16 protein-coding genes, 1 tRNA gene and 4 pseudogenes are annotated in these 14,984 nt (G+C 68.0%); 9 read left to right on the top strand and 12 right to left on the bottom strand.

Annotation, left to right across the window (positions count from 1 at the left end; all coding sequences use genetic code 11):
* Window positions 1-85: 85 nt before the first annotated feature.
* The 3 genes from L2X98_RS17265 (at window position 86) to L2X98_RS17255 (ending at window position 3,162) form a co-directional block, all read left to right on the top strand.
* Window positions 86-1,579 carry a hypothetical protein gene (locus L2X98_RS17265; protein ID WP_259611699.1) on the top strand — a complete coding sequence of 498 codons (1,494 nt, stop codon included), beginning with the start codon at window positions 86-88 and terminating at the stop codon, window positions 1,577-1,579.
* A gap of 79 nt (window positions 1,580-1,658) precedes the next feature.
* Window positions 1,659-2,276, top strand: a complete 618-nt coding sequence (locus L2X98_RS17260) for a hypothetical protein (RefSeq protein WP_259611698.1) — start codon at window positions 1,659-1,661, stop codon at window positions 2,274-2,276.
* A 55-nt stretch (window positions 2,277-2,331) separates the two neighbouring features.
* Window positions 2,332-3,162, top strand: a complete 831-nt coding sequence (locus tag L2X98_RS17255; RefSeq protein WP_259611697.1) for a hypothetical protein — start codon at window positions 2,332-2,334, stop codon at window positions 3,160-3,162.
* A 25-nt stretch (window positions 3,163-3,187) separates the two neighbouring features.
* Here the strand turns inward: L2X98_RS17255 and L2X98_RS17250 are convergent, their stop codons facing one another.
* From L2X98_RS17250 to L2X98_RS17240, 3 genes are all read right to left on the bottom strand, one after another.
* The gene (locus L2X98_RS17250) at window positions 3,188-4,300 is read right to left on the bottom strand and encodes a hypothetical protein (RefSeq protein ID WP_259611696.1); all 1,113 of its coding nucleotides are present in this window, start codon (window positions 4,298-4,300) and stop codon (window positions 3,188-3,190) included.
* A 20-nt stretch (window positions 4,301-4,320) separates the two neighbouring features.
* Complete coding sequence (locus L2X98_RS17245; RefSeq protein ID WP_259611695.1) at window positions 4,321-4,461, bottom strand: hypothetical protein; 141 nt, start codon at window positions 4,459-4,461, stop codon at window positions 4,321-4,323.
* Between the two features lie 83 nt (window positions 4,462-4,544).
* Window positions 4,545-4,772, bottom strand: coding sequence for a DUF2188 domain-containing protein (locus tag L2X98_RS17240; protein WP_226532822.1), 228 nt, complete (start codon window positions 4,770-4,772; stop codon window positions 4,545-4,547).
* 99 nt (window positions 4,773-4,871) lie between these two features.
* Here L2X98_RS17240 and L2X98_RS17235 point away from each other — a divergent pair, with 99 nt between their 5' ends.
* Complete coding sequence (locus tag L2X98_RS17235) at window positions 4,872-5,018, top strand: hypothetical protein (RefSeq protein ID WP_259611694.1); 147 nt, start codon at window positions 4,872-4,874, stop codon at window positions 5,016-5,018.
* Between the two features lie 34 nt (window positions 5,019-5,052).
* Here the strand turns inward: L2X98_RS17235 and L2X98_RS17230 are convergent, their stop codons facing one another.
* Window positions 5,053-5,241 carry a hypothetical protein gene (locus L2X98_RS17230; protein ID WP_259611693.1) on the bottom strand — a complete coding sequence of 63 codons (189 nt, stop codon included), beginning with the start codon at window positions 5,239-5,241 and terminating at the stop codon, window positions 5,053-5,055.
* Window positions 5,242-5,696: 455 nt separating this feature from the next.
* Here L2X98_RS17230 and L2X98_RS17225 point away from each other — a divergent pair, with 455 nt between their 5' ends.
* Window positions 5,697-6,497 (top strand): tyrosine-type recombinase/integrase, encoded by an 801-nt coding sequence (locus L2X98_RS17225; protein WP_259611692.1) that lies wholly within the window; start codon window positions 5,697-5,699, stop codon window positions 6,495-6,497.
* Window positions 6,498-6,681: 184 nt separating this feature from the next.
* Here the strand turns inward: L2X98_RS17225 and L2X98_RS17220 are convergent.
* Window positions 6,682-6,755: transfer RNA gene (locus tag L2X98_RS17220), tRNA-Pro, on the bottom strand.
* Between the two features lie 101 nt (window positions 6,756-6,856).
* Here L2X98_RS17220 and L2X98_RS17215 point away from each other — a divergent pair.
* A complete protein-coding gene (locus tag L2X98_RS17215) occupies window positions 6,857-7,444 on the top strand; it encodes a GNAT family N-acetyltransferase (RefSeq protein ID WP_259611691.1) in 588 nt (195 codons plus the stop codon).
* A 24-nt stretch (window positions 7,445-7,468) separates the two neighbouring features.
* Here L2X98_RS17215 and L2X98_RS17210 read toward each other — a convergent pair whose 3' ends face one another.
* A complete protein-coding gene (locus L2X98_RS17210) occupies window positions 7,469-8,632 on the bottom strand; it encodes a low temperature requirement protein A (RefSeq protein ID WP_259611690.1) in 1,164 nt (387 codons plus the stop codon).
* 56 nt (window positions 8,633-8,688) lie between these two features.
* On the opposite strand from L2X98_RS17210, the pseudogene L2X98_RS17205 reads away from it, so the two are divergent.
* The 3 genes and pseudogenes from L2X98_RS17205 to L2X98_RS17195 form a co-directional block, all read left to right on the top strand.
* A pseudogene (locus L2X98_RS17205) lies at window positions 8,689-9,123 on the top strand (lysoplasmalogenase family protein); the annotation flags it as partial.
* A 70-nt stretch (window positions 9,124-9,193) separates the two neighbouring features.
* Window positions 9,194-9,382: a lysoplasmalogenase gene (locus L2X98_RS17200; RefSeq protein WP_259611689.1), complete on the top strand. Its 189-nt coding sequence runs from the start codon at window positions 9,194-9,196 to the stop codon at window positions 9,380-9,382.
* Window positions 9,379-9,738: an RNA-binding S4 domain-containing protein gene (locus L2X98_RS17195; protein ID WP_259611688.1), complete on the top strand. Its 360-nt coding sequence runs from the start codon at window positions 9,379-9,381 to the stop codon at window positions 9,736-9,738. Before L2X98_RS17200 ends, L2X98_RS17195 begins: the two co-directional genes overlap by 4 nt.
* On the opposite strand, the gene L2X98_RS22520 is transcribed toward L2X98_RS17195, so the two are convergent.
* From L2X98_RS22520 to L2X98_RS17165, 6 genes and pseudogenes are all read right to left on the bottom strand, one after another.
* Window positions 9,663-10,313: a hypothetical protein gene (locus L2X98_RS22520; RefSeq protein ID WP_259613426.1), complete on the bottom strand. Its 651-nt coding sequence runs from the start codon at window positions 10,311-10,313 to the stop codon at window positions 9,663-9,665. The genes L2X98_RS17195 and L2X98_RS22520 overlap by 76 nt on opposite strands.
* Window positions 10,314-10,380: 67 nt before the next feature.
* Window positions 10,381-10,590: pseudogene (locus tag L2X98_RS22515) on the bottom strand (NUDIX domain-containing protein); the annotation flags it as partial.
* Between the two features lie 310 nt (window positions 10,591-10,900).
* A pseudogene (der, locus tag L2X98_RS17180) lies at window positions 10,901-12,426 on the bottom strand (ribosome biogenesis GTPase Der).
* Window positions 12,416-13,099 (bottom strand): (d)CMP kinase, encoded by a 684-nt coding sequence (gene cmk, locus L2X98_RS17175; protein WP_259611687.1) that lies wholly within the window; start codon window positions 13,097-13,099, stop codon window positions 12,416-12,418. The pseudogene der and the gene cmk overlap by 11 nt, the downstream one beginning before the upstream one ends.
* Window positions 13,092-14,212, bottom strand: a pseudogene (locus tag L2X98_RS17170) (prephenate dehydrogenase). The gene cmk and the pseudogene L2X98_RS17170 overlap by 8 nt, the downstream one beginning before the upstream one ends.
* Window positions 14,209-14,982 (bottom strand): pseudouridine synthase, encoded by a 774-nt coding sequence (locus L2X98_RS17165; protein ID WP_259611686.1) that lies wholly within the window; start codon window positions 14,980-14,982, stop codon window positions 14,209-14,211. Before L2X98_RS17165 ends, L2X98_RS17170 begins: the two are co-directional and overlap by 4 nt.
* Between the last annotated feature and the right edge of the window lie 2 nt (window positions 14,983-14,984).

The following is a 14,984-nucleotide window of genomic DNA, read 5'->3' as shown; positions in this document are numbered from 1 at the left end:
GCCGAAGAGTTGCGTGCAACCCTTACTGCTGCAGGATCCAGCGATGCGATCTTGGCCATTCAAGCGCCGTGGCGCGATGAGGCCCTTGCCTTCACGTTCGCCGCCTTGGCTTGCGCAGAACGACCTTCTGTACCGGGCCATTGTTGTCACCGACAGCGCCGCCTGGCAGCGGCTGACCGAATCGCGGTCTCCTCTGATTCTCGTTCCGTTGTTTTCCGATGCGCCCGACCTCGCGGCCGCCGTCGACCACGGACATCGGGTGATCTTGATCGCCGAGCCTGGCGACATCATTCGAAACGCCAAGAAGATTGAGCTCCGCAAGGTAGACCGCGCAACCGCTCGCGAGGCGCTTAAGGCCGTCGTGTCCGACTCGAACAAGGCCGAGGCGATGGTGGCCCTCGCGCGTCGCAGTGTGCCCGCGCTCGTTCGTTCGATCGCGCGCGAACCACGCTTCCGAGCCCCAGAGTGGGTCACCAATACCGATCAAGCCGCTATCCTCGCACCGCTCGTTCTGGTTGGTTCGTGGACGAGAGCTGAAGGCGACCTCGCAGTGATCGAAAGGCTGACCGGACGATCACGCGACGATATCGATCGCCTTCTGAAAAGTCTCGCCGGCCATGCGGATGCACCGTTCGTTCGTTCGGGCGGCACCTGGCGTGTCACCTCGCCGGCAGAGGCTGCTCTTCTCCTCCTGCCGACGCTCACTGATGGTGAACTAGCGCGGTGGGCCGAGGTTGTCGCAGATGTCCTGTTGACACCGGACCCCTACCAGGGCATGGATGCCGTCGCTCGTCTGACCGCGAGCGCCCAAGGTACCAACCCGACCCATTCGGAGACGCTCAGGAAAGGCGTGGCGGACGGACTAGCGCTCGCCGCCGCGAGCGACGTCGAGCTTCCCGCTGACCTAGCCATGCAGGGGCGGGTCAGCCGGCTCGTTCACGATCTACTTCAAGCTGCAAACGCCGACGACACAGGAACGATCTGGGCTCGACTGGCCAGTATCCTGCCCAGCTTGGCGGAAGCCGCCCCGGAGGTATTTCAGGATGCGGTTGAACTCGACTTGGACCGCACCGATCCGATTCTTCGCACGATGTTCCAAGACAGCGGCGCGGACACTCTTTTCGGACCATCGTCGCCACACCCCAACTTGCTGTGGGCACTCGAGACGCTGTGCTGGTCCACGACCTATTTCGGTCGGGCGGCAGCGCTTCTTGGAAGGCTGTCCGCACTGGATCCCGGTGGTCGGCTAAGCAATCGTCCGATTGAGAGCCTGCAGAATGTCGCCGCGGGCTGGTTGCCTCAGAGCGGCGCGAGCGTCGACGACAAACTCGCCGTCATCGCGCGTCTCATGCAGCGCGAACCCGATGTCGGCTGGACGCTTGCCCTCGGCGTCTGGCCTCAGAGTCACGCAGTTGCTTTCCAGCCGCACGCTCCGACGTATCGCGACTGGTCGCCCGTCCGGCAATCGGTCACCTATGCGGACTGGGGGCATTTCGTTCATGAGCTCGTGATCCTCGTCACCGCCGCTGCTGGGACCGACGCAAGCCCACTGGAAAGAGCTTGTTCCGCAGATCGATGAACTGCCACCCCAGGAACGGGTCGCAGTCCTAGCCAAGCTCCGCGAGGTCATCGGCGCTCAAGACTGGTCGCCCGAAGACGTGTATGCGGTTTGGGAAACGCTGAGCAGCGAGGCAGATCGGCACGAGGAGTACTCCGACGCCGAGTGGGCTATGCCCGCTGAGGACGTGGTCACGTTCCGCGAACTTGCCGACGCCCTCGCGCCCACGCAGGACGGGCGACGGTTCTCCAGTCTCTTCGACTGGCGGGCTCACGTACCCAATCTCAAGCTGGGCGACGAAGGATACGAGATCGAACTCGCGCGACTTCAACGCGAGGCGCTCGACCACGTACTTGTGCTCGGCTCAGACGCACTGCGCTCGCTCGCCATCGATGTCAAGACACCCCATGTCGTGGGACGGCTGCTCGCAGGCACGGCCAATGCACCAGGTCAAGAGATTCTCGGGTGGCTGAGTTCATCGGAGCCCAACTTGAATCAAGCAGCGTTGAACTACGGGAGCGTGAAGATCCACGAAGGCGGGATGGAGTGGCTGAAGGAAGCCTTCGCAAGCCCGGCGCTTCAGGAGGCCGAAGCTCGAGAGATTCTGATGGCGGCAGTGCCCCTCTCCCGCCAATACTGGACTGAGGTGTCCTCGCTGGGCGAAGGACTCGAAGAGGCCTATTGGAAGCGAGCTCAGCCCTTCGCTTGCGGCCTCTGACGATCGGGCGGAGGGTGTTCGGCGGTTCGTTCAACATGGTCGCCCCTGGGAGGCGATGGCACTTCTGAGCATCATGCTGCACGAGCATCAGGAACCGGAGATCAGTCTCGTCAAGGAGGTGTTCGACGCACTACGTCGAGGAACGGAGCCTCCCCAGGACACCACGATGAGCGGCTACTACGTCGGTAAACTTCTGGAATACATGGAACAACGGGTGCCCGACGACGACGAGCTCCCAGGCTACGAGTTCATGTTCTTTGAGCTTGTCCACGACCATGAGCCTTCGGGCGCCCTCTATCGGGCGCTGAGTAAGGATCCCACTGACTTCGTCAACATGGTGAACGCCATCTTCCGCGCGGAAGGGGAGCCCAAGCGAACACCCACACCACAGGAGCAGGCCTTCGCGCACCTATCCTTCTCAGTGCTCCGCAAATGGCGCACGCTCCCCGGACTCGCGGACGACGGCAGTATCGACGCCGACCACCTCACGGAATGGGTACGCGCCGCCCGCCTTGCCCTCGCGGATAGTGGACGAGCATCGATCGGCGACGAGCAGATCGGGCAGGTACTTGCCTCGAGCCCTGTTGGGTCAGACGGGGTTTGGCCGGCCGAAGCCGTTCGGGAAGTCATCGAAAACGTTGGCAATGCACGGATCGATACGGGCTTGCACATCGGCAAGACCAATCAACGTGGTGTGACTTCGCGTGGCGTGTTCGATGGCGGCGATCAGGAACGTGTGCTCGAACAGCAGTACCGGGAGATGGCTAGCAAGATCGCCACACGATGGCCACGCACGGCTCGCATCCTGCGGGGCATCGCGGATAGCTATCAGCATGAAGCCCGCCGTAACGACGCGGAAGCGGAGCGAATGGGCGACGACGGATAAGGCTCACCTCCTCAACCACGATGGATCACTGGGAAGCCTCCGCGATCAACTTCCGCACGACTCGATCCACGCCGGAAAGATCCCGCCGACTGGCTGGCTCCGCCAATCGGTCATGTCGCTCAAGCACTTCGATGTCGTCGAGCGTCTCGATCCACTTTCGGATGACCTCCGGGTCGGACTTGACGGGGTGCAAGCGCCAGGGTCTCGGCGAGTTCGTCACGTATGAAGTCAGCTTGAAGGTGCTCGACGAGCGGGTGGCCGCGGGGACATGACCGGCGGCCAAGAGGGCGGCAGGGAGGTCAACGTGCCCGACGGTGGTGTCGAGTTGGGGCGGCAATGGGTCGACGTCGTGGTGTCCGAGAATCAAGTGCGGAATCGCGACGGTGCATACCCACTCTTCGATCTCCCCGAGCTCCGTCATGAGAACGTGCCAGGTGCCGCTGTGCGGTCGCTGGATTGACACCTTCGGCCAGATCGAGAGCGGCACGTACGTATCACGCGGGCCGCTCGCCAGGACATCACCTACCACCAGCGGCCGATCTTCGCCGGTCGGCAGAACAAGCGTCGGGTCCTGCCAGTCGGGGATGACGGCGCCGATCAGCGTCGCCGCAACTGCGGGCGTGCGATGTTTGGCGAGGTTGGTGTGTTCAGCGAGAACGCGTAGCGGATGCTGGTCGACGTCGCGGCGGTGGTACGGCTGCAAATCCCGAATCCTGCCAGCCAACACTGAGCCGGTACGAAATGGTTCCAGTTCGGGACGACGACGACCCGCCAGCCACTTCTTGAACTCGTCCTCCGTCAGACAGGCCGGCATCTCGATTCGCCGAGCCTCCTCCTCGGTGAGTCCTCGTCCGAGCTGGTACTCGACCTCGGCGAAGATCGTGTGCTCGATCGCGGCTCGAAGCTGCGTCAGAGCGTCTGCGGCAAACCGCGCCACTGCAGAAGGAAGCACCGCGACGCCGGCCACGGCGACGTGCGCGAGATCACCATCCGCAACGTTGGCAAGCTCAAGCGGTCCGGGCTTGAGGTAATCGAAGAGCACCTCCGCCGCCTGGGCGATGAGGCTATCGGCGTGGGCAAGCGTGTAGGCGACATGCTGCTGGTGGAGAGGCAGCCACGAGTAGTCAGGTTGAGTCATCTGCCGGTCAGAAAAGCGAGCTACTTGAACAGATCGAGGTCGTCGAGCAACTTGTCGACCTCGCGGTCGGTCGCAGCCCGAATGAGGTGCTCTTTCTCGGCAGCGCTCACACCCTCCGGGATGAGGATCTCAAACTTCCGCTCAATCTCTTCGCTGGACATGGGTCTCGTCTCGTTGGGGTGGACTGGTTCTCGCTCAAGCATCCACCCGTCCTCCGACAACGCCGTGAGACGCACGCGCTGCGCTATCCCTTCGGCGGATACGGGTCCGGCTTCTTGTACGAATTGCGCTGACCGATCGTGCCGTCCTTCTTCTTGATGACGTGCTCGACCTTGCGGTCCTTCGCCATCTCTCGGCCCTTCTGCTGAGCTTCCGACTTCCTAGGCGCAGTATTGGACGCCCGCTCGTTGCCCTGCGGTCGGTTCTTCCAGACCCCGTCTTCGAAATACGTCTCGATGTCGCCTTTGACCATCAGTCGCTCCCTTCCGGTATCCATTCTCTCGCGAGAACCATTCGATGTTGAGTGGATCGATAGTGGACGAGCTGCGATCCGAATCGCTTGGCTAGGAACGTGAAGATTCCGGCGGATGTGGCGGCGGGCGCGGAGCGGGTTCGTCAGGCAATCGCGGAGCTGGTCCCGGCGAAGTCGTCCTCGAACCGGCTGATCGCCACCTGGAACCTGCGCGTCTTCGCCATCGCGTCGGCGAGCTCCGCGTAGGTGGGGTCGCCGTGGTAGGTGGCGAACCAGCGGGTCAGACTCCCGCCTGCTTCGCCTGCTGGATTCCTGCGTCCGAGACCGGCTCGTTCTCCATCGCCATGCTCGCGGCAACCCGGTCAACCACCACGGCGAGCCGCGCCGCGCGCTTCTGCTCATCGCTGAGCGCACGCCAACGAGCCAGCGACTCCGCCGCTGGCTGACTGATCTGGATCGTGGTGCTCATGATGCGGCCAGTCTATTCCTGGTGTATCGGACGCCCCGAAGTCTCGCGTGCAGCCTTGGGGCCCGCCCGCAGCTCCCTCGCGCGGTAGCGCGACTTCTCTGCCAGCTTCGAGCAGATGAACACCAATCACCGTCACATCCCGCCCATCGGAGTACACCTCACGCAAGACGTCGCGAATCGCCACGGTCGGTTCCGGGCTCGCGCCCGGTGAGCGATCCCGTTTCACGCGAGCGGTGAAGCTACTCGGCCACGTTCGACAGCGAAGACATGGCCAGGACGTTCCTGGAACAACTCCAGTCACGAACGCACATCGCTAGTGACCCGCTGATCTCACTCGCGACTACGTCACCCAGATCGGGAACCGGTATCTTCGAGGACTCGATCCGTCGTCGACGGCGAGCGGCTATCGCGGCAGCATCAGCATCCGTGCGCTTCCTGCTCTGGGGCACTTGGCCGTGCGATCGATCAGCACGGCCGTCATCGACAGGACGATCGACCGGTGGGAAGGCGACTGCTCGCCATCGACACTGAAAAACACGGTGTCCGCACCCACACGGGTGCTCGACGAAGCGGTGCGAGATGAGATCATCGCCGCGAACCCCGCGCGAGTACGCGCAAGGCGGCGGGCGCGGTCGTCGGCAGCCGATCTCGGGCGCAAGATTCCGACTCTAGGCGAGGTTCAGAGCCTTGCGGACGCGTGCCGCAGTATTCACGCGGCATATGGCGACTTCGTTCTCCTCTCCGCGCTTCTCGCGGCGCGGGTGTCGGAGGTCGCGGGTCTGGTAGTCGGCGATATCGATTGGGACAACCTCCTGGTCACCATCGCTCGACAATACTTTCCCGGCTCGAAGGGCCTATGCCTCAAGCCCACCAAGAACAGGCAAGCACGCAAGGTACCGATCCTCAAGCCGTTGGAGCCCGTGCTCCGACGCATGACCGACGGCCGGGAACATGATCATCCGCTGCTCCGGGGCCCCCGGGGCGGGGTTCTCACCACCGGAACGCTCTCGCGAGCGACCGACTGGACCAACCTGGTGCAAAGACTCGGCCACCCCGGTCTGCGACGACACGACCTCAGACACGCCGGGGCCACATGGTTCGCGAACGCAGGCGTCCCGCTTCACATCGTCAGCGACATCCTCGGGCATGCCTCGATCGAGACGACCAAGGGCTACTTGCACACCAGCACCTCGGAGCTCATGCTCGCCGCAGAAAGGACGAACCAGCATCTCAGGCAGGCCGAGTCAGCCCGCTAAGCCACTTGACTTTGATTCGGAAGGATTAGGGCTCTGGGAACGAGTCGGGACCGGTGGACTCATTCGAAGATCGGACGCCCAGTATCATAGGAAATACTAATCGGGACCACAGAATCATCCGAGAAAGGTGTCGAGCTAGCGATAATCGGACATCAATAAATGCCTTCTCATCAGGCTTTTTCTGTCGGGATGACAGGATTTGAACCTGCGACCCCCTGACCCCCAGTCAGGTGCGCTACCAAGCTGCGCCACATCCCGATGCCCGCCGAAGCGGACAACTCCCTCATCCTACCTGCTCGCGATCACGGCGGCGAACCGCCCCGTTGATGATGTCGGACGCGTCAACTAGCGTCGCGTGCATGTCCACGATCACGATTGAACCCGCGACGCAGAGCCGGTTCGAAGACGCCGAGCATGCGCTCAGCGGTGGCGGCGACGGTGCCAGCTGCCAGTGCCAGTGGTGGCTCATGCGCGGCAAGGACTGGGATGTCACCACCCGCCCGCAGCGCGAGCAGATGCTTCACGACGAACTGGCGAGCGCCCCGACCCCTGCCCTCATCGCGTACGTCGATGGCGAGCCCGCCGGCTGGGTGCGTGTGGGACCCCGCGTGCGCCAACCCCGCCTGGCGCACACCCGCGCCTTCGCCGCCACTCCCCACGCCTGGGACGACCCGGACGTCTGGGCCGTCACCTGCTTCGTCGTGCGCAAGGAGTACCGCGGGCAGGGGCTGAACGCGAGGCTGCTCGACGCCGCCATCGCCCACGCCCGCGCGAACGGCGCCCGGGTGCTCGAGGCGTATCCGACCGACACGACCGTCGGCAAGACGCCGGTCAACGACCTCTACATCGGCATCCTGTCGGTGTTCCTGGCCGCCGGGTTCCACGAAGTCGCACGCCCGAAGCCGCACCGGACCATCGTCGAGCTCGACCTCGCCCAGCCCGCCTGACGGGCGGCATCGGCTCGAGCGGGGTCAGTCCGGATGACGTGCCCGGTCCACCTCGAGCACGACCACGACCAGCGCCAGCAGCACGACCGTGACAGCGACGGCCGTTGCCGGGATCAGCGCGCTCGCCACGATCGCGAGCGCGGCGATCACCATCACCGCCGACGCGGCGGTCGAGATCAGCGGGCGGAGCATGACGACCCACACCGCCAGCAGGAACACGCCGACCGGCAGCGTCAGCGCCAGCACCGCCGCCCGCGGCGCGAGCTCACCCTGGCCGACGGCGACATCCACGCACGCCCCGATCCCGGCCGAGACCGCGCCGGCCGCCGCGAAGATCACATAGTGGGAGTAGCCGAATCCGAATCCGCGGCCGGTGCGGGCCAGCCGCTCGCCCTGCTCGTGCACGAAATAGACCCACCACATGCCGGCCGTGATCGCCAGTCCGGCCACAGCCAGGCCCACCAGCTCCCACCCATGCGCCGACCCCCGTGCCGCGAATATCCCGGTCGCCGAGGCCAGCAGACTCTCACCGAGCAGGATCAGGGTGAACAGGCCGTACCGCTCCGCGATGTGATGCGGGTGCCACGACGTGCGGCCTTGCCGCTCCGCGATCACGGGCACGATCATCTCGGCCGCCATGAGCACGAAGAACGTGACCAGCTGCCACGTCGCGTCCAACATGCAGATGCGAGCCACCCACAACACCTGCACGATGCCGATGCCGATCCCGAAGGCCAGCGCAGTGCGCCGCACCGCGGCATCCGACGCCGCCGCCCGCAGCCACTGCGCCACCATCGCGAGCCGCATGATGACGTAGCCCCACGTCACCAGCGTGAAGTCGTACGAGACCATCGCATCGTGCACGCCGGCGGCCAGCACCAGGACGCCGCCCATCTGCACGATGGTCAGGACGCGATACGCCCAGTCGTCGGTGTCGAACGCGGACGCGAACCAGGTGAAGTTCATCCACGCCCACCACACCGCGAAGAACACCATCAGGTAGGCGAGCACACCCTGCCCCACACTGCCCTCGCTCAGCAGCTCGTGCAGATTCTCGGATGCCTGAGACACCGCGATCACGAACACCAGGTCGAACAGCAGCTCGAGCGAGGACGCCACGCGATGCGGTTCGCCGCTGTCGCGCGACGACATCCGGAGCAGGCCGAGCGAGCCGCGGGCAGCTGTCACAGTGCGAGCATACGATGTGTTCACGACCCGAAGGAGGGCCATGTCCGTCGAGGTGAATGCCGCGCGCAAGCCGGCCGGGCACCCGTGTCGCCCGCTGGGCCTTCCTCCCGTACATCGTCGTGGCGGCGGTCCACGTGGTCGCGCTCGCGCTGCACAGCGACGCCGTCGCCGCGCCCACCAAGCTGCTGCCCATGCCGCTGCTGGCATTCGCCGTGCTCGCCGGGGCGGCCGGGGTGCGCGCGAGCGCGCCGGTCGTCCTCCTGCTGACGGCCATCGGGTTCTCCTGGCTCGGCGACGGTGTGGGCGCATTCCTGCCGTTCCTGCCCACGCTGCCGATGATGCTGCTGTTCTTCGCCCTCGCGCACCTCGCCTACATCGTGCTGTTCGCCCGCCACCTGCGGCGACGCCGCTTCGGCTGGTGGGTCGTCGTGTTCGTCGCGTGGTGGGTCGGGATGCTGGTGCTGCTGGCCGGACACACCGGCGCGCTGCTCCCGGCCGTCGCGATCTACGGGATCCTGCTCGGGGCGACGGCCGCGTTCGCGCTGCGCTTGCCCGCCGACCGTGGCGATCGGCGCCCTGCTGTTCCTGGCCAGCGACACGCTCCTGGCCTTCCGGCTGTTCCTGCCGGACGCGATGCCGGGCTGGACGAGTCCGGTGGTCATGCTCACCTACACGGCCGGGCAAGGGCTCATCGCCGCCGGCGCCCTGGCGGCCCTGCGCCGTGAGCCGCGTGCGAGGATCGCAGGGTGAGCGATTCTGCACGAGTGGATGCCTGGCTCTGGGCGGTGCGCGTGTACAAGACCCGGTCGGCGGCCACGACGGCATGCCGAGCGGGGCATGTGCGGGTGAACGGAGAGAAGGCGAAGGCCGCGCAGCCGGTGCGGCCCGGCGACGAGCTGCGCGTGCGGGTCGCCGGCTTCGACCGGATCCTCGTGGTGCGCCAGCCGATCGCCAAGCGCGTGGGCGCGGCGCTGGCCGCCACCGCGGTGGACGATCGCACCCCGGCCCGCGATCCGATGCCGGTGGTGGCTCAGCGCGACCGCGGCGCCGGGCGGCCGACCAAGCGCGAGCGCCGCGAGATCGATCGCTTCCGCGGGCAGGAGTGAGCGCCCTCGCGCGGTGCGGCGTGGTTCCCCTGTGACGAATCGCGTACTGTGGCCGGCGAATTTCGTTTGCACCGGCCCTTCGTCTCGTCGCTTCGCTCCTCGCTCAGGGAGCTGTCACGCGGGCAGGCAGAGCGCGCAGCCACTTCGGGCCGTGCACCTCGGCACCCAGCGCCGTGCAGCGGTCGCGCAAGCTCACGGTCGCTCGTGACGACGGTGACCGTGGCACCGGCATCCACCCGGCGCTGCGCCTCGGCGACGATCGCGTCGTCGCCGGATGCCTCGGCCCGCACCACGCGCACGTCGGCCTGGTCGGCCGCGGCCTTGGCCTGTCCTTCGATCACGACCGACGCCTCCGGGAACCAGCGATGCTCGGCCAGGCCCAGCGCGTCGGCGTCCACCCCGCCGCGCACGAGGCCGGCGACGTCCGCGATCAGCCGGCCGGCGGCCCCGGCACGATCGCGCCACCAGCCGTCGGGCACCGAGCCGACGACGTTCGCGGCATCCACCACGATCGCCGGATGCACGTCGAGCAGGCCGCGCAGGCGCGCCCACGAATCCGCGAAGCCCGGATGCAAGCGGGCGCCCCGTGACCTCGGCGACCGGCACCCACTCCAGCGCCCGGCTCTCCGGATCGCTGATGACCGGCTCGAACGGGGCGATGACATCGCCGATCAGGGTCGTGTAGGTCCAGACATCCAGATCAAGCACGCTTTCGACCCGAGCGCGCACCGCGCCGTCGGGCACGCCGGCCTCTTCCTGCGCCTCGCGCACGGCGCCGTCCTGCGCCGATTCACCCTGGTGTCGCGCACCGCCGGGCAGCGCCCAGGTGTCGCCGTGGTGACTCCACTCCACCCGGTGCTCGGCAGCACGCCCCGCGCGGGATCGTAGGCCAGCAGCCCGGCGGCGCCGTAGCGCCCCCAGTACCGCTCCCCCGAGTCCGCGATCACCCAGGCGTCACCCGGATCCCGCGGTCCGCGCGGGCGACGGAATTCGCCCGGCCGCGGATACTGGATCGTCACCCTCCCAGACTGTCACAGTGGGCGGATGCCGGGGGCCGACCACGTCACAGAGGGAAGCACGCCTCCGGCCCTTCGTCTCGCTGCGCTCGCACAGGAACCGGAGCGCATCGACGAGACGAAGGGCGCTCAGGGACCTATCGCCGTCAGCGCTGGCGACGCTCGCGCACCCGCATGTTGACCACGATCGGCGAGCCCTCGAAGCCGTACAGCTCGCGCAAGCCGCCGCTGGATGAACCGGCGGTAGCCGGGGTCGAGGAATCCGGTCGTGAACAGCACGAACGTCGGCGGGCGCGTGCCGGCCTGCGTGCCGAACAGGATGCGCGGCTGCTTGCCGCCGCGCAAGCGGGTGCGGGTGCTCGGCGACCAGCTCGGCCAGGAACGCGTTGAACTTGCCGGTGGGGATGCGGGTGTCCCAGCTGTCCAGCGCGGTCTCCAGCGCCGGCACCAGCTTGTCGAGGTGCCGGCCGGTCCGCGCGGAGATGTTCACCCGCGGCGCCCACGAGACGTGGGCCAGGTCCTGCTCGATCTCGCGCTCGAGGTAGCGGCGGCGCTCCTGATCCTCGAATTCGGGGGTGTTCAGCACGTCCCACTTGTTGAACGCGAGCACGAGGGCGCGGCCCGACTCCAGCACCATGTCGATGATTCGGACGTCCTGCTCGCTGATCGACTGCGACACGTCCAGCACGACCACCGCGACCTCGGCCTTCTCGAGCGCGGCCGAGGTGCGCAGCGAGGCGTAGAAGTCCGCGCCCTGCTGCAGGTGCACGCGACGGCGGATGCCGGCGGTGTCGACGAACCGCCACAGTCGCCCGCCGAGGTCCACGATCTCGTCCACCGGGTCGCGGGTGGTGCCGGCCAGCTCGTTGACCACGACGCGCTCTTCGCCGGCGGCCTTGTTCAGCAGCGACGACTTGCCGACGTTCGGGCGCCCCAGGATGGCGACCCGGCGCGGGCCGCCGATCTCCTGCTTGGCGACGGCCGAGACATCCGGCAGCACCTTCATGACGGCATCCAGCAGGTCTGCGACGCCGCGGCCGTGGATGGCCGACACGGCCAGCGGCTCACCGAGGCCGAGGCCCCACAGGGCGGCGGCCTCGGGCTCCTGCCGCGCGTCGTCGATCTTGTTGGCGACCAGGAACACCGGCTTGCCGGCCCGGCGCAGCATCCGCACGACGTGCTCGTCGGTCGAGGTGGCGCCCACCTTCGCGTCCACGACGAACAGCACGACGTCGCACAGGTCGATGGCGATCTCGGCCTGCGCCGCGACCGAGCGGTCGATGCCGCGCGCGTCGGGCTCCCACCCGCCGGTGTCGACGATGGTGAAGCGCCGGTCGAGCCACTCCGCCTTGTACGTCACCCGGTCGCGGGTGACGCCCGGGGTGTCCTCGACGACGGCCTCGCGGCGCCCGAGGATGCGGTTGACCAGGGCGGACTTGCCGACGTTCGGGCGTCCCACGATCGCGACGACCGGAAGGGCGGGCAGGTACTCGACCCCGTCCTCGCCGAGTCCGACGCCGGCCAGCAGCGCAGCATCCTCGTCCTCGAGCTCGTAGTCTCCGAGCGAGGTGCGCAGGGCCTCGGCCCGCTGATCGGCGAGTTCCTCGTCGATGTCGGCGAGCCGCTCGGCCAGATGGTCCGGACCGGGTTCGTATTCGTCTTCAGTGCCCATCACGGGCCTCCAGCTTCTGATGCACGACGCCGAGGACGGCGTCGACGGTCTGCGCGAGATCCAGGTCGGTCGAATCGACCACCTCGACGCCCGGCGCGGCGGACAGGAAGTCCACCACCTGGGCGTCGGATGCGTCGCGCTTGTGCAGGGCCGCCGCGACGGCCGCGGCGTCCTGATCGGTCAGTTCGGCGCTGCGCCGCGCGGCGCGCACCTCGGGCGCGGCGGTCAGCAGGATCCGCACCGGGGCGTCCGGGGCGACCACCGTGGTGATGTCGCGCCCCTCGATGATGACGCCCGGGCGGTCGGATGCCGCCGCCAGCGCCCGGAACAGCTCGCCTGCCTGCACGCGCACCGCGGGCACGCGGGCCACGCCGCTGACCGCTGCCGAGACCCGCGGCTCGCGGATCGCCTCGGTCACGTCGACCTGGCCCACCCGCACCCAGTACTCGTCGGGATCCAGCGAGATCGCGTACGGGAAGTCGGATGCCGCGGCCAGCACGGCATCGGCGTCGGCGGTGTCGGCACCCCGGTCGAGCACGTGCCAGGCCAGGGCCCGGTAGGCCGCGCCGGTGTCGAGGTAGCCGTAGCCGAGCGCCCGGGCGGTCTGCTTGGACACGCTCGACTTACCGGACCCGGCCGGTCCGTCGATGGCGATGATGGTCACGTCAGTCATTCGGGGTGCTCGCCATCCGCCAGCCGCGCGAGACCAGGCCGTCGACCGCACGGCGCACGGCGCCCGGGTCGATGCTGATCTCGGCCAGGCCGAACTGGGCGCCGGGCGAGTGCTCCAGGCGCAGGTCCTCGACGTTCACGTCCAGCTCGCCGAGTTCGCCGAACAGCCGGCCCAGCTGGCCGGGGGTGTCGTCGACCATGACGACCACCTGCGCGAACCGGCGGTTCTGCCCGTGCTTGCCGGGCAGGCGCTCGACGCCTTCGTTGCCGCGGCGGATGGCGTCGGCGACCGTGCGGCGTGCGCCGGGCGCGTCGGGCTGGCGCAGCGCGTCGGCGACCCCGGTCAGGTCGGATGCCAGCTGGTCGAGCACGTCCACCACCGGTGCCGCGTTGGATCCGAGGATCTGCACCCACAGCTCGGGGGCGGATGCCGCGATCCGCGTGGTGTCGCGCACCCCCTGGCCGGCGAGTCGCAGCGAGCCCTCGGGTGCGGTCACGAAGCGGCCGGCGAGCAGGCTCGCGACCAGCTGGGGCACGTGCGAGACGAGGGCGACCGAGCGGTCGTGCTCGGCCGGGTCCATCTCCAGCGGCATCGCGCCGAGGTCCAGTGCCAGCCCCTCGATGACCGCGAGGTCGGCGGGGCTGGTCTCGTCGTCGCGGCAGACCACCCACGGGCGACCGATGAAGATGTCGGCGCGCGCCGAGACGGCGCCGCCGCGCTCGCGCCCGGCCAGCGGGTGCGAGCCGATGTAGTGCGTGAGGTCGACGCCCCGGTCCTGCAGCGCGCGCAGCGGCTCGAGCTTGACGCTGGCGACATCCGTCACCACCGCGTCCGGGTAGGCGGCCAGCTCGTGCGCGATCACGTCGGCCGTGACATCCGGCGGCACCGCCACCACGACCAGTCGCGGGGCGTCGTCGTCGCGGGGCGCACGGCCGGCGCCGTAGTCGATCGCCAGCCGAGCTGCGCCGGCGAGGTGTCGAACAGGGCGACGTCCACGCCCAGTGCGGTCAGGGCGTGGCCGATGCTGGCGCCGAGCAGGCCTGTGCCCACGATCCGGACCGTCCCCGAGGTGCGCGCGGCCGCGCGTGCGGGCACGGTCGTGTTCTGGCTCACGGGGTCTCCTGATCGGCTCCCGGCGGTGTCGTCTCCCCCGGCGCGCGGCGCGACAGAGTCAGCAGCGCGCCACGCTCCACTGTAGTCAACTCACGGGCCTCCCCCGCCGGGAGACTTCCCAGGTGGAGCGGCCCGAATCGACGCCGGACGAGCTCGTCGACCGGATGCCCCACCTCGGCCATCATCCGGCGCACGATGCGGTTGCGCCCCGAGTGCAGGGTCAGCTCGACCAGGCTCGTGTCCTGCGAGGTGTCCAGCAGTCGCGCGCGGTCGGCGGCGATCGGTCCGTCCTCCAGTTCGACGCCGCGCGTGAGCCGCCCGATCGTCTGCGGCGAGACGCGTCCGGAGACCTTCGCGATGTACACCTTCGTCACCCCGAACGAGGGATGGGCCAGGACGTGCGCGAGCTCGCCGTCGTTCGTGAGCACGAGCAGGCCGCTGGTCTCGGCATCCAATCGCCCGACGTTGAACAGCCGCTCCGGCCAGGCATCGGTGAACCCGCGCAGGTCGGGGCGGCCGCGGTCGTCGCGCATCGAGCTGACCACGCCGGTGGGCTTGTTCAGCATCACGTAGCGCTTGGTCGCGTCCAGCTGCACGGCCACGCCGTCCACGTCGACCAGATCGGTCTCGGGGAAGATCCGCGAGCCGAGTTGGTCGACCACGGCGCCGTTGACCCGCACCCGTCCGGCGACGATCATGTCCTCGGCGACGCGGCGCGACGCGACCCCCGCGGCGGCCAGCACCTTCTGCGAGCCGCACGCCCTCGGCATCC

Source organism: Microbacterium elymi (genome assembly GCF_021582895.2).
Classification (GTDB): Bacteria; Actinomycetota; Actinomycetes; order Actinomycetales; family Microbacteriaceae; genus Microbacterium; species Microbacterium humicola.
This window is presented reverse-complemented; position numbering and strand designations above follow the sequence as displayed.